At 44.9% G+C, this 17,680-nt stretch carries 18 protein-coding genes and 1 riboswitch; of the genes, 13 read left to right on the top strand and 5 right to left on the bottom strand.

The genetic code is table 11. The annotated features are described in order from the left end of the window. Window positions 1-39: 39 nt before the first annotated feature. Window positions 40-204, top strand: a riboswitch (cobalamin riboswitch). A 21-nt stretch (window positions 205-225) separates the two neighbouring features. Continuing rightward, window positions 226-642 carry a DUF1636 domain-containing protein gene (locus JGK16_RS15640; RefSeq protein ID WP_366517164.1) on the top strand — a complete coding sequence of 139 codons (417 nt, stop codon included), beginning with the start codon at window positions 226-228 and terminating at the stop codon, window positions 640-642. A 204-nt stretch (window positions 643-846) separates the two neighbouring features. On the opposite strand, the gene JGK16_RS15635 is transcribed toward JGK16_RS15640, so the two are convergent. Together JGK16_RS15635 and JGK16_RS15630 are read right to left on the bottom strand one after the other, a co-directional pair. Beyond that, window positions 847-1,422: a Uma2 family endonuclease gene (locus JGK16_RS15635; RefSeq protein WP_293181267.1), complete on the bottom strand. Its 576-nt coding sequence runs from the start codon at window positions 1,420-1,422 to the stop codon at window positions 847-849. 78 nt (window positions 1,423-1,500) lie between these two features. Further along, on the bottom strand, window positions 1,501-2,481 hold the full coding sequence (locus JGK16_RS15630) for a metallophosphoesterase (protein ID WP_293192277.1): 981 nt from the start codon (window positions 2,479-2,481) through the stop codon (window positions 1,501-1,503). Between the two features lie 181 nt (window positions 2,482-2,662). On the opposite strand from JGK16_RS15630, the gene JGK16_RS15625 reads away from it, so the two are divergent. Beyond that, the gene (locus JGK16_RS15625; RefSeq protein ID WP_293192307.1) at window positions 2,663-3,922 is read left to right on the top strand and encodes a CapA family protein; all 1,260 of its coding nucleotides are present in this window, start codon (window positions 2,663-2,665) and stop codon (window positions 3,920-3,922) included. Window positions 3,923-4,087: 165 nt separating this feature from the next. Here JGK16_RS15625 and JGK16_RS15620 read toward each other — a convergent pair whose 3' ends face one another. Then, window positions 4,088-4,837, bottom strand: coding sequence for a cobalt-precorrin-6A reductase (locus tag JGK16_RS15620; protein ID WP_293181277.1), 750 nt, complete (start codon window positions 4,835-4,837; stop codon window positions 4,088-4,090). Window positions 4,838-5,027: 190 nt separating this feature from the next. Between JGK16_RS15620 and JGK16_RS15615 the strand changes: the two genes are divergently transcribed. Next, entirely contained in the window at window positions 5,028-5,846 is an 819-nt protein-coding gene (locus tag JGK16_RS15615; protein ID WP_293192275.1) for a tetratricopeptide repeat protein, read from the top strand. A gap of 469 nt (window positions 5,847-6,315) precedes the next feature. Here the strand turns inward: JGK16_RS15615 and JGK16_RS15610 are convergent, their stop codons facing one another. Next, a complete protein-coding gene (locus JGK16_RS15610) occupies window positions 6,316-7,104 on the bottom strand; it encodes a TIGR01548 family HAD-type hydrolase (RefSeq protein ID WP_293181283.1) in 789 nt (262 codons plus the stop codon). Between the two features lie 177 nt (window positions 7,105-7,281). Between JGK16_RS15610 and JGK16_RS15605 the strand changes: the two genes are divergently transcribed. From JGK16_RS15605 to obgE, 4 genes are all read left to right on the top strand, one after another. Then, window positions 7,282-7,593 carry a 30S ribosomal protein PSRP-3 gene (locus JGK16_RS15605; RefSeq protein ID WP_293181450.1) on the top strand — a complete coding sequence of 104 codons (312 nt, stop codon included), beginning with the start codon at window positions 7,282-7,284 and terminating at the stop codon, window positions 7,591-7,593. A 588-nt stretch (window positions 7,594-8,181) separates the two neighbouring features. After that, entirely contained in the window at window positions 8,182-9,255 is a 1,074-nt protein-coding gene (locus JGK16_RS15600) for a class I SAM-dependent methyltransferase (protein WP_293181286.1), read from the top strand. Between the two features lie 651 nt (window positions 9,256-9,906). After that, window positions 9,907-10,782, top strand: coding sequence for a Mo-dependent nitrogenase C-terminal domain-containing protein (locus JGK16_RS15595; RefSeq protein ID WP_293181289.1), 876 nt, complete (start codon window positions 9,907-9,909; stop codon window positions 10,780-10,782). Window positions 10,783-11,177: 395 nt separating this feature from the next. Then, window positions 11,178-12,218 carry a GTPase ObgE gene (obgE, locus tag JGK16_RS15590; protein WP_293181292.1) on the top strand — a complete coding sequence of 347 codons (1,041 nt, stop codon included), beginning with the start codon at window positions 11,178-11,180 and terminating at the stop codon, window positions 12,216-12,218. Window positions 12,219-12,486: 268 nt separating this feature from the next. On the opposite strand, the gene JGK16_RS15585 is transcribed toward obgE, so the two are convergent. Continuing rightward, complete coding sequence (locus JGK16_RS15585; RefSeq protein ID WP_293192273.1) at window positions 12,487-12,864, bottom strand: hypothetical protein; 378 nt, start codon at window positions 12,862-12,864, stop codon at window positions 12,487-12,489. Window positions 12,865-13,100: 236 nt separating this feature from the next. On the opposite strand from JGK16_RS15585, the gene JGK16_RS15580 reads away from it, so the two are divergent. The 6 genes from JGK16_RS15580 (at window position 13,101) to JGK16_RS15555 (ending at window position 17,533) form a co-directional block, all read left to right on the top strand. Next, entirely contained in the window at window positions 13,101-14,006 is a 906-nt protein-coding gene (locus tag JGK16_RS15580; protein ID WP_293192271.1) for a D-hexose-6-phosphate mutarotase, read from the top strand. A 159-nt stretch (window positions 14,007-14,165) separates the two neighbouring features. Beyond that, window positions 14,166-14,399 carry a hypothetical protein gene (locus JGK16_RS15575; RefSeq protein ID WP_293203242.1) on the top strand — a complete coding sequence of 78 codons (234 nt, stop codon included), beginning with the start codon at window positions 14,166-14,168 and terminating at the stop codon, window positions 14,397-14,399. A gap of 208 nt (window positions 14,400-14,607) precedes the next feature. Then, window positions 14,608-15,024, top strand: a complete 417-nt coding sequence (locus JGK16_RS15570) for a XisH family protein (protein ID WP_293181304.1) — start codon at window positions 14,608-14,610, stop codon at window positions 15,022-15,024. After that, window positions 15,012-15,353 carry a XisI protein gene (locus JGK16_RS15565; RefSeq protein ID WP_293192269.1) on the top strand — a complete coding sequence of 114 codons (342 nt, stop codon included), beginning with the start codon at window positions 15,012-15,014 and terminating at the stop codon, window positions 15,351-15,353. The genes JGK16_RS15570 and JGK16_RS15565 overlap by 13 nt, the downstream gene beginning before the upstream one ends. A 164-nt stretch (window positions 15,354-15,517) precedes the next feature. After that, window positions 15,518-17,047 carry a phosphomannomutase/phosphoglucomutase gene (locus JGK16_RS15560; RefSeq protein WP_293192267.1) on the top strand — a complete coding sequence of 510 codons (1,530 nt, stop codon included), beginning with the start codon at window positions 15,518-15,520 and terminating at the stop codon, window positions 17,045-17,047. A gap of 258 nt (window positions 17,048-17,305) precedes the next feature. Beyond that, on the top strand, window positions 17,306-17,533 hold the full coding sequence (locus tag JGK16_RS15555) for a hypothetical protein (protein ID WP_293181313.1): 228 nt from the start codon (window positions 17,306-17,308) through the stop codon (window positions 17,531-17,533). Window positions 17,534-17,680 lie beyond the last annotated feature (147 nt).

Here is a 17,680-nt window from a genome sequence, read left to right as displayed (position 1 = left end):
CCAAGATAACTTTTTTGGGAAAGGGTGGCAAGTGTGATAGGATTTGAATTCGCGATCGGTTCTAGCGGGGAGCAGCCGCCAGAGGAAACGGGGAAAGTTCGGTGCAAGTCCGGCGCTGTCCCGCAACTGTAATGAGGTTTGTAGTAAGGACTTCAGTCCTCTACCTCTAAAGTCAGAATGCCCGCCGATATCTAACTCACTTTTGAACGCATCTACGAGGTATGGATGATGAATGGAACTAAACGAAACACGGTTGTACGCACAAAACACTGTCTTTTGGTTTGCACTGCTTGCGCTAGTGTTTGGAAAGATGGCAAGCGCCAAGGTAAAAGTGGCGGCCAACAATTTATGGAAGATTTATCTAAACTCGCTAAAGATTGGGAGTTGTCTGATGAGTTTGAGATTCAAGAAGTTGAGTGCATGAGTGCTTGCAGTCACTCTTGTGCGGTCTCTTTTGCTGCTGCTGGAAAGTATACTTATCTGTTTGGTGATTTGCCTCCAAATGAACCGGAAAGTGTCGAAGCTGTACTCGAATGCGCGAGTCAATACTATGCTAAGCCGGATGGTTTGTTGCCTTGGTCAGAGCGTCCTCAAGCTCTTAAAAAAGGTGTGTTGGCTAAGATTCCACCACTGGGAAATTAGAGATAAGGAGCGAAAATTTGGCGTTGCTGAACTTGAGTATGAATTCACATTTTTTACCCTTGAGTAAAACATAGACTTTTTGGGTAGTTGAGCTTTTGGGCAGAACTTAATTCATACTGTCAATCAGCAATGCGATTGTGTGCTTAGGTAAAGGTTCGTAGTGAGGACTTGAGTCCTCTGTTTTGATGAGGACTAAAGTCCTCACTACGAACCTGTCGTTGATGCTTGCATTCTCAACCAGCTAAATACTTGTTCGGCGGTGATATTCAAGGGAATGATTTCGGGTACGGGAACGACATCGCTACCTTCGCAGAATTGCGGTTGTTGATTGGGTAAAAATGCTAAAATCGATCGATCGCCTGGATCGACTAGCCATCCCAACTGACAGCCATGTTCGAGACAGTGAATAATTTTTTTAGTTACGCGGTTGGAGCTTTGTTCTGGCGATAGAATTTCGATCGCCCAATACGGTGCAATTAGCACATTGTCTACTAATTCGCCACTCTCATCAAATTGAATTTGTTCCCACAATAGTACAGAAATATCGGGAACAATCGAGCGCCCGCCAAACGTACACCGCAACTCTGGAAAAGCGTAAGCTATCTTGGGTTCCTCTACCACTTCATTAATGGTACGCAGGAATCGCCCCTGGAGACGAGAATGCTTTGTTTTAGGCATAGGTTTTTGGATGATTTCGCCCTCAATGTATTCGCTGGCTGGTTTAGTTTCTGGCAGTTTCAGAAATTCTTCAAGGGTAATGCGCTCAGTTGCGATCGTCATAAATAAATTCCTCCATGCTAGCGATCTTCAGTATAAGCGAAACAATATTTATCTGGGATACAACTGGTGTTAATTTGCCTAATTTTTGGGAACAATCTGCTGTTTAAATTCAAACACGTTAGGATTTTTGGGGTCATAAAAAGCCCGCAACCAATGCACGTTTGGAGAACCAAAAGTTTCAACTCTGGTAAAGTTTAGCAGTCTGGGGAGTTGAGTGTCATCGTCAAAACGAGGTAAAGGTTTGTCGATGCGGAAATAGTGAGTATCGCCATGCACGAATACGACTTGTCCGGGAAAATTGCGGGTTTCTGTTTCCAGAGTTGCGATAAAATCGTTGTAGCCGGTTATTCTTTTGTCGGTTCGATCGAGTTCAAAGCCCGGATTTGCTTGTGCAACTAATATGATTCCTTTGCTGTTGCTGCGTTTTGCTGAAGCAAAAGATTCTTTAATCCAGGCTAAATTAGCGAAATTGCGATCGGCATATTCTTTATCCTGTTCGGGAGTCCGGCCAAAATTGTTGTTGCTTCCCGGCATATTTATCGCCAAAAATGTTATCCCGTTATAAATCCAGCGGACATTTTCACGATATTTAGCAAACTGCGAATTTTCGCTTTGGCGGGTGAGAGTTAAGGTACGTTTCCCCAAACTTTGAGTGCCTTTGTTGAAGATTTCCCGCAGTTTAGCAAGTCTTTCTATGGGATTGTTGTAACTGGCGTTATTTGAACGGTGACAGTCAGTCCATTCGTTATCACCATAGGCGAGAATGAAGGGCATTTCAAATTTATTAAATAACTGCTGGCGGCTGACAAAAGTTGCATCATCGCAGACAGATCCACCGCTTTTGATATCGCCGTCGTGAATGACAAAGGCTGCGGGCGATCGATTGATATCTGCAATCAAATTCGGAAATTTTGCTTCTTGTTCTGCGCTGTAAGGCAAATCGCCAATTAAGGCAAATTCAAAAGGTCGATCGCTCGAACTCTGAGCGTAACTCAAAATACCAAAACCCGTAATTGAGAAGAAAACAATAAAGGCAATAATGAGATATTTTTTTGTCATTTATTTGGGTGTAACTAATCGAGTCATTATAAATTGCGTAATCCGAACAAAGAACCCGGGCTTTTTAAGGAAGATTGAGAGTTTTTAGCCAATATTTTTGTTGAAAAACTTAGTTTCCAGCCAACGGTGTGCAAGGCATAATGATGATATCATAGATGCCGATAAATCACTCTTAAAAGTTATGACTTTTCGTCGGTTGCTTTCGGTAATTGCCGTGTTTTCGATCGCAAGCTGCGACATCCAAACGCCAAAAACCAACACACAGCGTACAGAAAGCCGTAGCTTGCGGGGCGGGACGCCATCGCCAATTGCAACACCTGCACCGGCTAAACCCAAGTCTGAGATTAAAGAAGCGCAACTAATTGCTGTCGGCGATATCATGATGCACATTACTCAAACAATCTCGGGCTACGATGCAAAAAAGCAAACATACAATTTTGACAGCTTCTTCGCACCAGTTAAAAGTATCCTGTCAAAGGGCGATTGGGTAACGGGAAACCTGGAAACACCTTTAGCGGGCGAAGATGCGGGCGGATATACGGGATATCCGCTATTTAACGCACCAGTGCAATTACTGGATGCTGCGAAAAAAGCTGGATTTAATATCTTGACAACCGCGAATAATCATGCTTTGGATCGGGGAGAAATAGGGGTAATTAGGACGATCGCAAATTTGGGCGATCGCAAAATTGCATCAACAGGGACAGCCAAGTCTAAAGCAGCGGGCGATAGGATTTTGATCGTCACCAAAAACAACATATCGCTAGCCATGCTAGCCTACAGCTACGGCACAAACGGCATCCCGATACCCAAAGGCAAAGATTACCTAGTTTCGCTAATCGACGAAAAACAGATAATCAAAGACATCGCCAAAGCCCGAAAAAAAGGAGCAGATGCGATCGCAATTTCCCTGCATTTTGGCGACGAATATCAGCGACAGCCAAACACCCAACAAAAACAATTAGTTGAAAACCTTTTAAAAGCGGGTGCAGACATCATTCTCGGCAGTCATCCCCACGTCGTCCAGCCTTACAAAATATTTAAATTCAAAGGAAAGAATGGGAAAACCAGAAAGGCCGTAGCAATTTATTCAATGGGAAACTTCATCTCGGGGCAGACCAAAGATTATACAGACTTAGGCGTAATTGTGCAAATAAATATTCGCAAGAAATTTCCCGAAAAAACTACAGAAATTATCAGCATTAAAACAATTCCGACTTGGGTACACCGCTATACTTTGAACAATAAATCTAAGTATCGCATTTTGCCGTTAGAAACAACCGTCACTCAGAAAAAAGATGCGCTGCTAGCAACTTCGCAGTATCCAGTTTTAAAAGCATATCTACAAGAAATGAACAATCATCTTAACTCATTGAATAACAAAGATAAGACGGCGGTTGAAACCGCGCCTAGACAAACAAATTCCGCCTCCGCGGAATGAAGAAAATAACGCGACAATATTTCGTTGTTACCCGCAGATTCAGAAAAACCTGGTTTCTTGATTGCGGTAGCCGAGAAACCGGGTTTTTTTCGACAATATTTCGTTGTCACCCGCAAATTTATAAAAAACCCGGTTTCTTTAGTCGGAGTGCGTAAGTTGTGATTTTCACTTCAACTGCTGAATTAGCCAATCAATCGCCCCCGACACATCAGCAACCCGCTCAACATTAGGAATCGGAGTCCGCTGCACCATTACAACACGAATACCCAACTCCCTAGCGGCGATAATTTTTGGATATGTCGCTGCACCACCGCTGTTTTTGCTAACAATTGTATCAATCTGATATTCCAAGAGCAATTGCCGCTCGTCTCCCAATGAAAAAGGCCCCCTTGCTAATAATAATTCACCATGAGGAACAAGAGTATTTGGTGCCGGAGGATCGATCGCCCGCATCAAACACCAAACATCCTCCAAACCCGCAAACTCCGCCAATTCCTGCCTCCCAATGGTGAGAAACACCCGCCGAGAATGCCCTGACAAAGCCCTTGCAGCCTCCGAGTGGCTGGCGACTTCAATCCAGCGATCGCCCTCCACGGCCTCCCACGCAGGGCGCACCAGCATCAAATGAGGGACATGACACTCAGCCGCAGCCACCGCAGCATTGGCTGAAATCTGCGCTGCAAACGGATGAGTCGCATCAATTAAAAAGTCGATCGGGCTACAACGCAAAAACTCAGCCAGCCCAGCCGCCCCACCAAACCCCCCAATCCGCACCGTACCCGTTTTTGGGGTCAAAGGCTGTTTAGTCCGCCCTGCAAGCGAAGATATCACCTCGATATCAGCAATTTGAGCAGCTCTGGCAGCTACTTCAATAGCATCACCCGTTCCGCCCAAAATTAATAAGCGTTTTTTCATAAAATTACTTTTAACTGATAAGATTTAACCAACGACCGCAATTTAGGTTAATAATATATTTAAGCTGTTCTGTATTTAAATTGTTCTGTGTCAAAAACAAATCAAAGTCTTGTGGGATGGGCTTCTAGCCCGTCCCAAATACTCAATTTAAATACGCAACAGCTTAGTAAAGTTTCAACTGCCACCAAAGATGATTCGCTCACTTTTCACATTTTTTACAGTATTAATTGTAACCGGGTTAGTTTGGTTGGGAAATATCGCGCCCGCCGCCGCACAACTACAAGCAACAGAGCTCACCCCTCAGCAGCAGGAATTAGGAGAACTTGTTCAGAAAGCTTTTGAGGCTACAAACGAAGGCAAATTTCCCGCCGCAGAAACTTTGTGGACAGAAATTATTGACAAATTTCCCTCACAAGCCGCCGCTTGGAGTAACCGAGGCAATTCGAGAGTCAGCCAAAACAAACTACAATTAGCAATTGCTGACTACGAAAAGGCGATCGAACTAGCTCCGAATGCTCCCGATCCCTACCTAAATCGCGGCACAGCCTTAGAAGGTTTAGGACGCTGGGAAGAAGCGATCGCCGACTACAATCATGTGCTAGAATTAGACCCGAAAGATCCAGCCGCCTACAACAACCGAGGTAACGCCGAAGCAGGTTTAGGACAATGGGAAATAGCAATTAAAGACTACAGCAAAGCTTTTGAATTGGCGCCCGAATACGCCTTTGCTCGTGCCAATCACGCCCTCGCACTTTATCAAAACGGGCAAACCAAAGAAGCAATTCGCAACATGAAAAACATTGTCCGCAGATATCCCCAATTTGCGGATATGAGAGCAGCCCTCAGTGCCTGTCTTTGGGAGGCTGGACAGCGCGGTGAAGCTGAGAGCAATTGGGTGGCCGCAGTCGGTCTCGATTCCCGCTACAAAGACCTCGATTGGGTGGCAAAAACCCGCCGCTGGCCGCCAGTTGTAGTTAGCGCTTTAGACAAATTCTTGAACTTGAAATAAGATTAGACGGCGGTTCATTAGACGGCGGTTGATTAGACGGCGGTTGAAACCGCGTCTACACAAACCAAACCCGCCGACGCGGGTTGAAGATAAAACGGCGGTTGAAACCGCGTCTACATAAACCAAACCTGCCGACGCAGGTTGAAGATAAAACGGCGGTTGAAACCGCGTCTACACAAACCAAACCCGCCGACGCGGGTTGAAGATAAAACGGCGGTTGAAACCGCGTCTACACAAACCAAACCTGCCTCCGCAGGTTGAAGATAAAACGGTTAAAATTATGTTATTTTCTTGAGTCCGCGGAGGCGGACATCGTTTGTGTAGACGCGGTTTCAACCGCCGTCTGAGCGGACATCGTTGGTGTAGACGCGGTTTCAACCGCCCTCTTTCTTAAGTCTGCGGAGGCAGACATTGTTGGTGTAGACGCGGTTTCAACCGCCGTCTAATTCTCCAATGTACCGACGCGGTTTCAACCGCCGTATAATTCTCCAATTCGTGCAGCATTCAACTCCTCGATATTCCTAAAAATCGCCGCAGCACCAGCTTTTTTCAGCGCCGCAGCATAGGCTTCACAGCGAACAGAATCATCCAAAACGTGAGGCGGCAAAATTCCTGCACCCAGCCAAACCCGATTCGGTTGTAATTCCCGCGCCTTCACCACGGTGTAAATATCGGCAACTGTATCTCCCGCATAAATCACGGGCAAATTGCTTTCTAAACCGTGCCGATTTTCCAACTGTTCAATTGTCGAGAAAAGTCCAGTCGGATCTGGTTTTCCCGGTGCATCTTCCATCGCGACTAACACGGGGGAATTTAAGCCGAGTTTCCCTTCCAAAACATAAGCTGCTTCATCGTGCATCGCGCCACTAAAAAATCCCCAAGCAACGCCTCCAATTGTTAGATTTTCCAGGTAAGCTGGATTTAACAGCAGCGGTTCGTCACAAATGTAACCAGTCCAATTTTTATCGTCATTCCCGCGATAGCGACTTTGGAAAAAAGCGACTAATTCGTCATATTTGAAATCGAGTTGATTTCGCGATCGCCCAATTCCATCAAAATAACGGCAAACTAACTCCAAAGACGCTTCCCAGTCATTATTCCACACACCCTCAGACTTCAGAGAGTCGATATCGATCGAATTCGGGCGAAAAGCACCAGCCGTGAAATGTTCTACCGCATCTGCGATCGCCCTTCGATAGGAACCGGACACATCCCGCACCACACCATCAATGTCAAAAACTAAAATAAATCTGCTCATAACTTAATTATCCCTGTACCTGGGGCGAGTGAGTGGACAAATTTTATTGGTTTCGGGCCCCTAAGCAGCGGGAAACCCAGCCCTTCGACAAAACTTTTAATCGCCGATGAGCCATTATTGAACAGAATGTGCTACGCTTAGCGATTGTAGAAATTTTTAATAAGTTCGATCGGAACCCTGGAGGTTTGCTTGTCCAAGTTCATCTTAAAAGTTCTCTGGCTAGAAGAGAATGTTGCCCTCGCCGTTGACCAAGTTGTCGGTAAAGGAACTAGCCCGCTGACAGCTTATTTTTTCTGGCCGCGCAAGGATGCGTGGGAAGAACTCAAAAACGAACTCGAAGCCAAACACTGGATTGCTGACAACGATCGCGTCGAAGTCCTCAACCAAGCTACAGAAGTAATCAACTACTGGCAAGAAGAAGGCAGACGGCGCCCGATGACTGAAGCTCAGTCAAAGTTCCCTGAAGTGACTTTTACCGGCAGCAACTAAGCCTAGCTTTCAGTTGCTACCCAGATAAATTGCCTGTGATGGCTAACAGGAGAACGAGAGAGGGGGAGAAGGCGAGAGGATTTGCTTTTTCCACCTCGTCCTGAAAAATACACTTTAAATGCGCTACAGCCGATCGAGATATTGCCCTTTTCAAGGGCGGTGAGGTATAGCACTTCTCAAAAAGATGAGGTATGTTGTTGGGCCCCGGCCCTCTTTGAATTTGTTGTATAGCAAGATATGCACCTAACAACTCCATTTACAGTCATACCTCATCTATCTGAGAAAGGCTATATGTCAGGTAATTGGTAATGGGTAATTGGTAATTAGTAATCACTTGAGTGCACTAACTTAAGAAGCGCTATATTAACTCGAATTTTCAGACATAATCGGGTTCTGAGCCTGGTAGATTTGAGATGAGAGATTTAAGATTTATCTAAAACAAAGCTCTAAGTAGATAAGGGCAAAAACATCGTATCTACAAGATACTATTGTTTTTTACTAACAACTGACAACTAACAACTGACAACTGGCAACTGTCAACTGTCAACTGTCAACTGTCAACTGTCAACTGACTTCTTCCCGGAACTTATGGGCGCCGAAAGCACGATCGACCAAACCGAACAAATGCCGCTGGTAGTCAATCCCGACATTCTCCAGCAAGCCATCCTCTACAAAATTAACACTCGCGTCACCGCACGCGGAGAATTAGTTTTCCCCTGCGTACCGGGAATGGTAAACCACTATCTCAAGTCAATCGAAAAGCTATTTAGCACCCTCGACAGACCCCTCCCAGAAGACCGTAAAGAGGAACTCAGAAAGCTTTTAGCGACTAAATTAGAACAGGGCTACCGCACTTCAACAGCATCGATGATGATTCTGCAATACGAATCAGTGCAGCCGCCACAAACCGGTTTAGCTTGCAAAGTAATTGTCACTACTTCAACAGTAGGAGAACAATATAAAAGCTGGGTTGACACCAGAGAACCGCCTCTATTTGGTTCCCATCCCGATGCAAAATTGATGGCAACGGCTGCTAAATTGGGAAATCCCGATCGCATCCGCATCTTAGACGTGGGGGCCGGTACCGGGCGCAATACCTTACCGCTGGCGAGATTGGGCTATTCTGTAGATGCGATCGAGCTAACCCCAGCTTTTGCAGAACAATTGCAAACAGCCGCCACCGCCGAAAACCTTCCCGTCACAGTAACAGAAGGCGACGTGCTCGATCCCTTAATGCGGATGAAACCAGCCCGCTACCAACTTGCAGTTGCCGCCGAAGTCATCTCACATTTTCGAGACATCGATCAAGTACGGCTTTTCCTGGCGAAAATGTGCGATTTCCTCTGTCCCGGAGGCGTGTTGCTATTTAGCACATTCTTAACCGTCGGCGACTACCAGCCAGACGCCCTCGTGCGACAAGTTGCACAACTTTCCTGGTCTACTTTATTCACGCCCCAAGAGCTCGCCGCCGCCATGGAAGGCTTACCCTTAGTCCAAATATCCGACGAATTGGTGTGGGAATACGAACGCCACCACCTGCCAAAAGAAGCCTGGCCGCCAACGCCTTGGTTCCCGAGTTGGGCCACAGGTAGAGATGTCTTCCCGATGGCAAATGGACGGCCGCCCATGGAATTGCGCTGGATTTTGTGCCGTCGCAGCTAATACTATTTTCGATCTGAGGTACGTTGTTGCGCTTGAGCGCTCTTTATAATCTTAGGAAAGAGCGCTTTCATTGCAACAACGTACCTTGATTTAATGGTATTTCTTCTGTAAAACCTAGATCCACCCGGAGCGCTGAAGCGCAACTACATACCTTCGGAGCGCTGAAGCGCAACTACGTACCTTCGGAGCGCTGAAGCGCAACTACGTACCTTTTTTTATTGTGATTGTTCCGTCTTGGACTGATTTATAAGCTGCCCCAGCAATCAAAACCTTTGAGATAGGCTGATAGTTCCATCAAGTCTTTTTATTTTCACAGCATAAAGCCGACTTATTGTCAAATGTTACGGAGCCGACACACAAAAATTTACAAATATATATATTAAAATGTAAACATAGCGAAGTAAAATCGCCCGTGGGTGAGAAACCCGGTTGCTGATTAGATCCTATCTTGGCAAACCTGTGATTGCTTGCGATAAATTGGGTCGATCTGGCGTTGAAATTACGTAAAATTCGATACGCTATCTAAAATCGGTGCAACTATACTTAACAATGAATCAACAAAACCTATTCCTCCAGATAGACGACGCTTTAGGGGAAGAGGATTAAACCATAGATTAGCTCGCTAATTGGCGAAGCTCCTGAGACACAAATATGCTTTTAACACGTCCACTACAAGCGTTTGGAGCAATCTTCGGGCACAAACCTTTCACAAAAAGATCGATCGAGCAAAAAACCAGTAAAAATTATTTAGAGGGGAATAGTTATCCCGCTCCAAACCAACAACTAGACTGGTATATCATCCAACTGGAAACGCTGATGAGTAACGCAAAATCTAACTGCACCGATGGAGAGATTGCCGCTTGGCTGCGGGGATTGCTGACAATTGCTTGGGCTGACGGCAACTTTGACGAAAACGAGCAAAAAATGATTGCTAGCCTGACTCAGGATGAACTAAATCCGGTATCTTTTGAGACCGGTTTTGAACCGATTACCGCAGAGGAACTAGCTGCTGTATTCGGGACAGGTACCGCCAACGGGGAGAATTTTTTGAGAACAGCAGTCATGGTAGCCTTAGCAGACGGTACTTACTCTCTGAGCGAAGACGAGGTACTTTACAAGTTTTGCACAGCTTTGGGTCATAACGTGGAGGCGATCGAATCTCTGCGACACACGATCGAAGACAGCAGCGCGCAGCCGCAGGAATCAAGCAGCCAAACAGCCGTTGATTATGCAGCAACACCGCTTTCTGGGCGGCCTCAACCTCAGCAGAAAAATGTCCTGACACCCGTGAAAGACTGGCTTGACGGCTGGGAAGTTCACGATCCGAGAGTGGCACGTTTTGTCTGCAAAATGATTCCACCGCAGTGTCCGTTTGAGCGAGATGTCGTATTATTCGGCCGCAAAATCGTCCACATTCCACCGATGTGCAAGCTTAACCCGCTGTACGAACAATTGGTGGGGATGCGCTTTCGAGCTCTCTGCTATTTGGCAGATGATTGCAAGGAAGATGTATCGTCATATTGTTAGGGGAATTGGGCATTGGGCATTGGGAATGGGGAATGGGGAATTGGTAATTGGTAATTGGTCATTGGTCATTGGTCATTAGTCATATCGTTTCCGGTTGCATCGGAATTATATATTTGGATGGTATCAATCAGTGATGTCCCCGCTCGCGATTTGGGTCGCGAGCGGGGACAGCACTATATAATTCCGATGCTACCGGATTTGATATCATTGGTCATTCTTGTGAAATGTTGGATTAATGACTGTAAGCTATTAACCAATGACTACTAATTAGTCCAGTAGGATGTGTAATTCACACCAAAAGATAAACATTGTAGTTGGATCTGGTATCATAACTAATGACTACTGACTAATGACTACTGACTATTGACTATTGACCAATGATTATTGATTAAATTATGCAATTTATCGATCGCGCAGATGTTCAAGTCGCAGCCGGCAAAGGCGGCGACGGTATGGTAGCTTTTCGCAGAGAAAAGTATATACCGGCGGGCGGGCCAAGCGGCGGCACCGGCGGGCGGGGCGGTTCTGTGTTTATGGTGGCGGTGGAAAGCCTGCAAACGCTGCTGGATTTCCAGTACAACCGGATTTTTAAAGGCGAAAACGGGAAGAAGGGCGCGCCGAAGAATATGACTGGTGCTTCAGGAGCCGATCGCACGATCGAGGTTCCCTGCGGTACAGTAGTTTACGACGCGGAAACTCAGGCAATTTTAGCAGATTTGGTGACGCCCGGACAGACTTTTTGTGTTGCCAAAGGTGGTAAAGGCGGTTTAGGAAATAAGTGTTTTCTGACAAATTCTAACCGCGCTCCAGATTATGCGTTACCGGGAAAAGAAGGAGAACACAAGTTTTTGCGCTTGGAATTGAAGCTGTTAGCTGAAGTTGGAATTATTGGTTTGCCGAATGCTGGCAAATCTACGCTAATTTCTGCTTTGTCGGCGGCGCGTCCAAAGATTGCAGATTATCCGTTTACAACTTTAATTCCGAATTTGGGCGTAGTCAAAAAACCAACCGGCGACGGTACTGTTTTTGCTGATATTCCAGGATTAATTGCCGGGGCTCACGAGGGCGCGGGTTTGGGTTATGAGTTTTTGCGGCACATTGAACGGACTCGGTTGTTGCTGCATTTGGTGGATATTACTGATGAAGATCCGATCGCAGATTACGTCACAATTCAAGAAGAATTGAAAGCTTACGGGCGAGGTTTGGGCGATCGGCCGCAGATTTTGGCTTTTAATAAGGTAGATGCGATCGATCTTGAGGATGAGGAAATTGGAAATGCGATCGCGCGATTGCAGGAAATCAGCGGTGCTCCGGTGTTGATGATTTCGGCTGTGAGTCGAGTTGGGTTGGATGAGTTGATGCACCAAGTTTGGCTGAAACTCGATGAGATGAATGAGGTTGAAGCGGAGGCGCTGTCAGCAGTCGGAGTCTTGTAGCCCTTATTTCCTGACATAGGGATTGAAACCGTTATCTGTGAAGATTGACACAATCAAAAACAGCAAAAAAACCAAAATTCCCGATCGGGGATTTTGCATTATTTTTGGCAATTGATATCAGAAACCAGTTGTATTAATCTTTGCATAATTCCCAGAAACCGGGTTTCTTCCGAAATCTCTGGCCACCAACCTAGGTTATCTGAGAAACCCGGTTTCTTAATCTTTGCATAATTCCCAGAAACCGGGTTTCTTAACTAAATGAACGCGATTATGGCTTGACAACAATAATTCCCTTACCTGGGCCCGAGAAAATTTCAACGTGAGCGACTCGCCCAGTCCCAGAATAAAATCTGACTTCGGCTTTCGCTTCAGAAGGCATTGATTTCCAACCACCATTAGAGGCAACTAGAATAGTTTTTAATCCATCATTCCAGTCAATTATAATTTGGTTGGGACTCTGCTTGATCGAACAGCCTATTGTTTGAGCCTGCGTTTGATTCTGTCCGTAAAAACTGCATTTAGAGCTATAATTTTCACCAGAATTTCTCGTCTGGGCTTGAGTATTGGTACAGAAAGCTATTGTCGAACCTAGTAGCAAATTAGCCACTAAAAATGTTTTATAAAATAAAGATAACTTAAGTTTCATAGTTGGGCGCTCCAGATACAAAAATGCGGTATTCGTTCAAAATTCAGACAGTGAAATTGAAACCAGGATAAAAATTCAACAAACCTTGTTAACTCTCAAATCTTCTTAATGTCCTCCCAACACCAGAATACAACCAACATTAGCCGATCGCACATTCCACTCAAACTCAACAATACAAACAATCGCAGCAACCATAATATCGGATAATTGGGAAGCAATTAACCTCCGCCACCAGCATGAGTATTGACCAACTAAACACAGACTACAGCATCGCCGGCCACCTCACCTTCGCCAGCGGAAACGGCGGTTTCCCGATGATTCACATCGACAACGGCCAAGCCAAAGCCTTGATATCTGTGTATTCCGGCCAAGTGCTCTCCTTCCAACCAGCCACCGAAACCGCAGATTTGATGTTCCTCAGCGACAAAGCCTACTACGCCGAAGGGAAAGCCATCAAAGGCGGTGTACCCATCTGTTGGCCTTGGTTTGGCCCAGATCCCGAAGGCTTGGGCCGCCCAGCCCACGGGTTTGTCCGCAATCGCCTCTGGAATGTCGTCAACACCGGTACAACTCCTGACGGCGCCACCCAAGTCACCCTAGGCCTCAAGGATACCGAGGAAACTAGAGCAATTTGGCCCCAAGCTTTTGAACTGGCGATCGCAATTACGATCGGCACCACTCTCACAGTAGAATTAATCACCCGCAATCTCGGCGACAAAGCATTTCCCCTCACCCAAGCCTTCCACACCTATTTCCTAGTCGGAGACATCAACCGCGTGCAGGTGTTGGGTTTAGAAAACAGCCAATATCTTGATAAAGTTGACGGTGGAGTCGAAAAAACTCAAGTAGGTGCAGTCGTAGCTGTCGGTGAGGTCGATCGAATTTATCTCGATGTCACCAACGAATTCGTCATAGACGATGCCGCCCTCAATCGTCGGATTCGGATTAAATCATCTGGCAGTAAATCCGCCGTAGTATGGAATCCCTGGGTGAAAATTTCTGCAAGCATGGCCGACCTTGATGATAGCGATTATCAGCGTTTAATCTGCGTGGAAACGACCAATGCGGCGACGGATATTGTCGAAGTCCCCGCCCATGGTGAGTTCAGTTTGCAAGCAATTTACAGCGTTGAACGCGATTAAGCAATGAGAGTTTAATCTCAGCGGTGATGGGGCTAAAATTCCCAGAGTTGGATTGAAAAACTCTGTCACCGTAATGCCTAAGTCTTACCCTCAGAGATATTGCTATAATGAGATATCAAGATAAGTTATGGAAAAATCAACAGCTAATATCGTTTAAGCTTGGATCGGAATGATTTAACCGCAGAGAGCGCAGAGAACACAGAGTCAGAAAAGAGAGAGATGAATAATTCTAATACCAATGAATTTGATATAATATCCGAATATACTGAGTGGCAAAGTACCGAGTGGCAAGACTATTCATTAACGCAACTTTTCTACGAAGATGATGAAATTGAATATTCCTTGGAAGATGCTCAAGAAATCTATCAAATTAATCAATTTAAATCTACATAATGGATACAAATAAAAGACCATTCTTTGTCGTAAAATAAACCTCAAAGAACAAAAAAGTGATTTTTCTTATTGGCAAACTCAATCTTATCAAGCCAGACTTAAGGCATTAGAAGAAATTCGTCATAGTTATCACCAATGGAAATACAAAAATACTGAATCAAGACTTCAAAGAGTTTATACAATTTCTCAACGATAATCATTAATTACTATGGCAAAAGACATATTTCATAACACCGTCAAAATCGCTCTTCAAAAAGAAGGTTGGCAAATCACCCACGATCCTTATCAACTGCGCTATGGTATAGCTGATATCTACATTGACTTAGCTGCCGAATCAGCGATCGCAGCCGAAAAAGAAGGCAGTCAAATCGCAGTAGAAGTAAAAAGCTTTATTAGTGGCTCTAACATTTCAGCATTTCACACGGCTCTTGGTCAATTTCTAAACTACCGAATTGCCATAGAAGTTTCTGATGAACCAGGGCGTATTTTGTATCTAGCAGTACCTAGAGATGCTTATCAAACCTTTTTACGTTTTGAACCAGCAAAAACAGTCATTCAGCGATATCAGGTTCGGTTAATTGTTTATAATCCAAATAGTGAGGCTATTGAACAATGGATAGAATAAATGAGTATCGCCAAATTGTTTGTCAATTTCTCGAAGACTTCGCCAAAGACGACACCCAAGCTCAGTTAATTTTTGACCATTCACGCGATCGCTATTTGGTGATACATCATAGTTGGCGCGATGAATATCGCATATATGGTTGCGCCATGCACTTAGATATCATCGAGGGCCAAGTTTGGATTCAGCAAAATAGCACCGAAGTCTTCATCGATCAAGAGCTAATTCAGCGCGGTGTCTGTAACAAAGATATCATTTTGGGATTTCGCTCACCCACAATTCGCAAACATCTTGCAGCTATCCTAGACAGTCAAGAAAGTGATACAGTTTGACAAGGCTTTTAACAATGGGCAATTGATAATTGGATCGAAAGCGGGTTTAACTCCCTCACCTATAATATGGATTGTTTGAGGGTAGGGTTTGAATCTCCATCAAAAAAATTCACTGTCAACTGTCAACTGTCAACTGTCAACTGCTATACTTACCATCAATGATTATGCAAAACTATAACTGGAAAAAACTCCAAAATGGCTCAGATATTCGCGGTATCGCCCTCGAAGGGGTTCCCGATGAAAAAGTTAACCTCACTCCCGAAATTGCGACAATTTTAGGTCAATCCTTTGTCAGTTGGCTGGTGCAAAAAGTCAATAAACCTGCGGAAAAGTTGATAATTGCGATCGGGCGTGACAGTCGCCTATCCGGGCCAACTTTAATGCAAGCAGTCATGGATGGTATAGCCTTAGTTGGTTCTACAGTATATGACTTTGAAATGGCATCAACTCCCGCCATGTTTATGAGTACAATCACTCCAGGTTTTGAGTGCGACGGCGCGATTATGCTGACTGCTAGCCATTTACCTTTTAATCGCAACGGCTTAAAGTTTTTCACCGCTAAGGGTGGATTACAAAAAAAAGATATTACCGATATCTTAACATTTGCCGAAACCAATGAGTTTAAAAAAGCTGCCGTTTTCGGTACTATTACCAAGCATGATTTCATCTCAGTTTATGGCAACCAATTTGTCGAAAAGATTAGGGAATCAGTCAATCATCCCGATAATTTTGAGCAGCCGCTGACAGGCTTGAAAATTGTTGTGGATGCGGGGAATGGTGCGGGCGGATTTTATGTTGATAAAGTCTTAAAGCCTTTGGGTGCTGACACTACCGGCAGTCAATTTTTAGAACCGGATGGTACATTCCCGAATCACGTGCCGAATCCCGAAGATAAACAGGCAATGCAGTCAATTTGTCAAGCGGTAATTGCCAATCAAGCTGATTTTGGGATTATTTTTGATACGGATGTCGATCGCAGTGCGGCTGTGGATCAATTTGGCAAGGAACTGAATCGCAATCGGTTAATCGCGTTGATTTCGGCGATCGTCCTACAAGAGCACCCAGGCTCTACCGTCGTTACGGATTCTATCACATCCGATGGTTTAACGCAATTCATCGAACAGGATTTAAAAGGAATTCACCATCGCTTTAAACGCGGTTACAAAAATGTGATTGACGAGTCGATTCGCCTCAATGCAGCGGGACAGGAATCGTGGCTGGCGATTGAAACTTCTGGACATGGCGCTTTGAAGGAAAATTACTTTCTGGATGATGGCGCTTACTTGGTGAGCAAATTATTGATTGAGTTGGCTAAATCCAAATTAGCTAATCAATCTTTGCCGGATTTAATTGCGAATTTACAAGAACCTGAAGAAAGTGCAGAGTTTCGGATTAAAATTGGTGTGGATGATTTCAAAGCTCAGGGAAATTTGGTAATTGAGAAACTGCAAGAATTTGTCTCAACCCAAGCCGACTGGGGAATTGTACCCAATAATTACGAAGGTTTGCGAGTTTCCTGCACGTCAGCTAGCGAATCGGGCTGGTTTCTGCTACGCTTGTCACTGCACGATCCGGTGATGCCTTTGAATGTTGAGTCGAATGTTAAGGGTGGTGTTGCTCAAATAGTCGATCGCCTTTTAGCTTTTTTCCAAACAACAGAATCTCTTGATTTGTCGGCACTATCGAGTAGATAAAGAAGACGGCGGTTGAAACCGCCAGAAAGATAAAGAAGACGGCGGTTGAAACCGCCAGAAAGATAAAGAAGACGGCGGTTGAAACCGCGTCTACACAAGCAAAGTCCGCCTCCGCGGACTGAAGAAAATAACTGAAGAAAATAACGCAATTTTCACCGTCAATTCTTCAACCTGCGGAGGCACGTGCAAGTTTGTATAGACGCGGTTTCAACCGCCGAGTTTTCTATTAATAAACCAAACCCAAGGAGGGATTTTATCATGTGGCTTTTAATCATTAAATGTTCTGCGGAAAGCTGGACTCTCAATTCCAAAGCTTTCAAAGTCATTGCTGACAAATATCCGGCTACGCCTCTTTCTTCCAAAAAGATGAAAGGCGACGGTGAACGCATCATGGAATATAAACTGGAAAATGTCAATGATGTAGAGGATTTTATGGAAGAATGCTTGACTTTAGAGGGTTTTACCGCCACTTTTGAATCTCTGTAAATCTCAAATCAAAAAGGTACGTAGTTGCGCTTCAGCGCTCTTTCATAGATTAGGATGAAAGAGCGCTAAAGCGCAACAACATACCTCAAATCAAAAAGGTACGTAGTTGCGCTTCAGCGCTCTTTCTTATATTAGGATGAAAGAGCG

The sequence above is a fragment of the Microcoleus sp. PH2017_09_SFU_O_A genome (genome assembly GCF_020738625.1).
Taxonomy (GTDB): Bacteria; Cyanobacteriota; Cyanobacteriia; order Cyanobacteriales; family Microcoleaceae; genus Microcoleus.
Note: the sequence above shows the minus strand (reverse complement) of the source record. Positions and strands in the feature narration are given on the sequence as shown.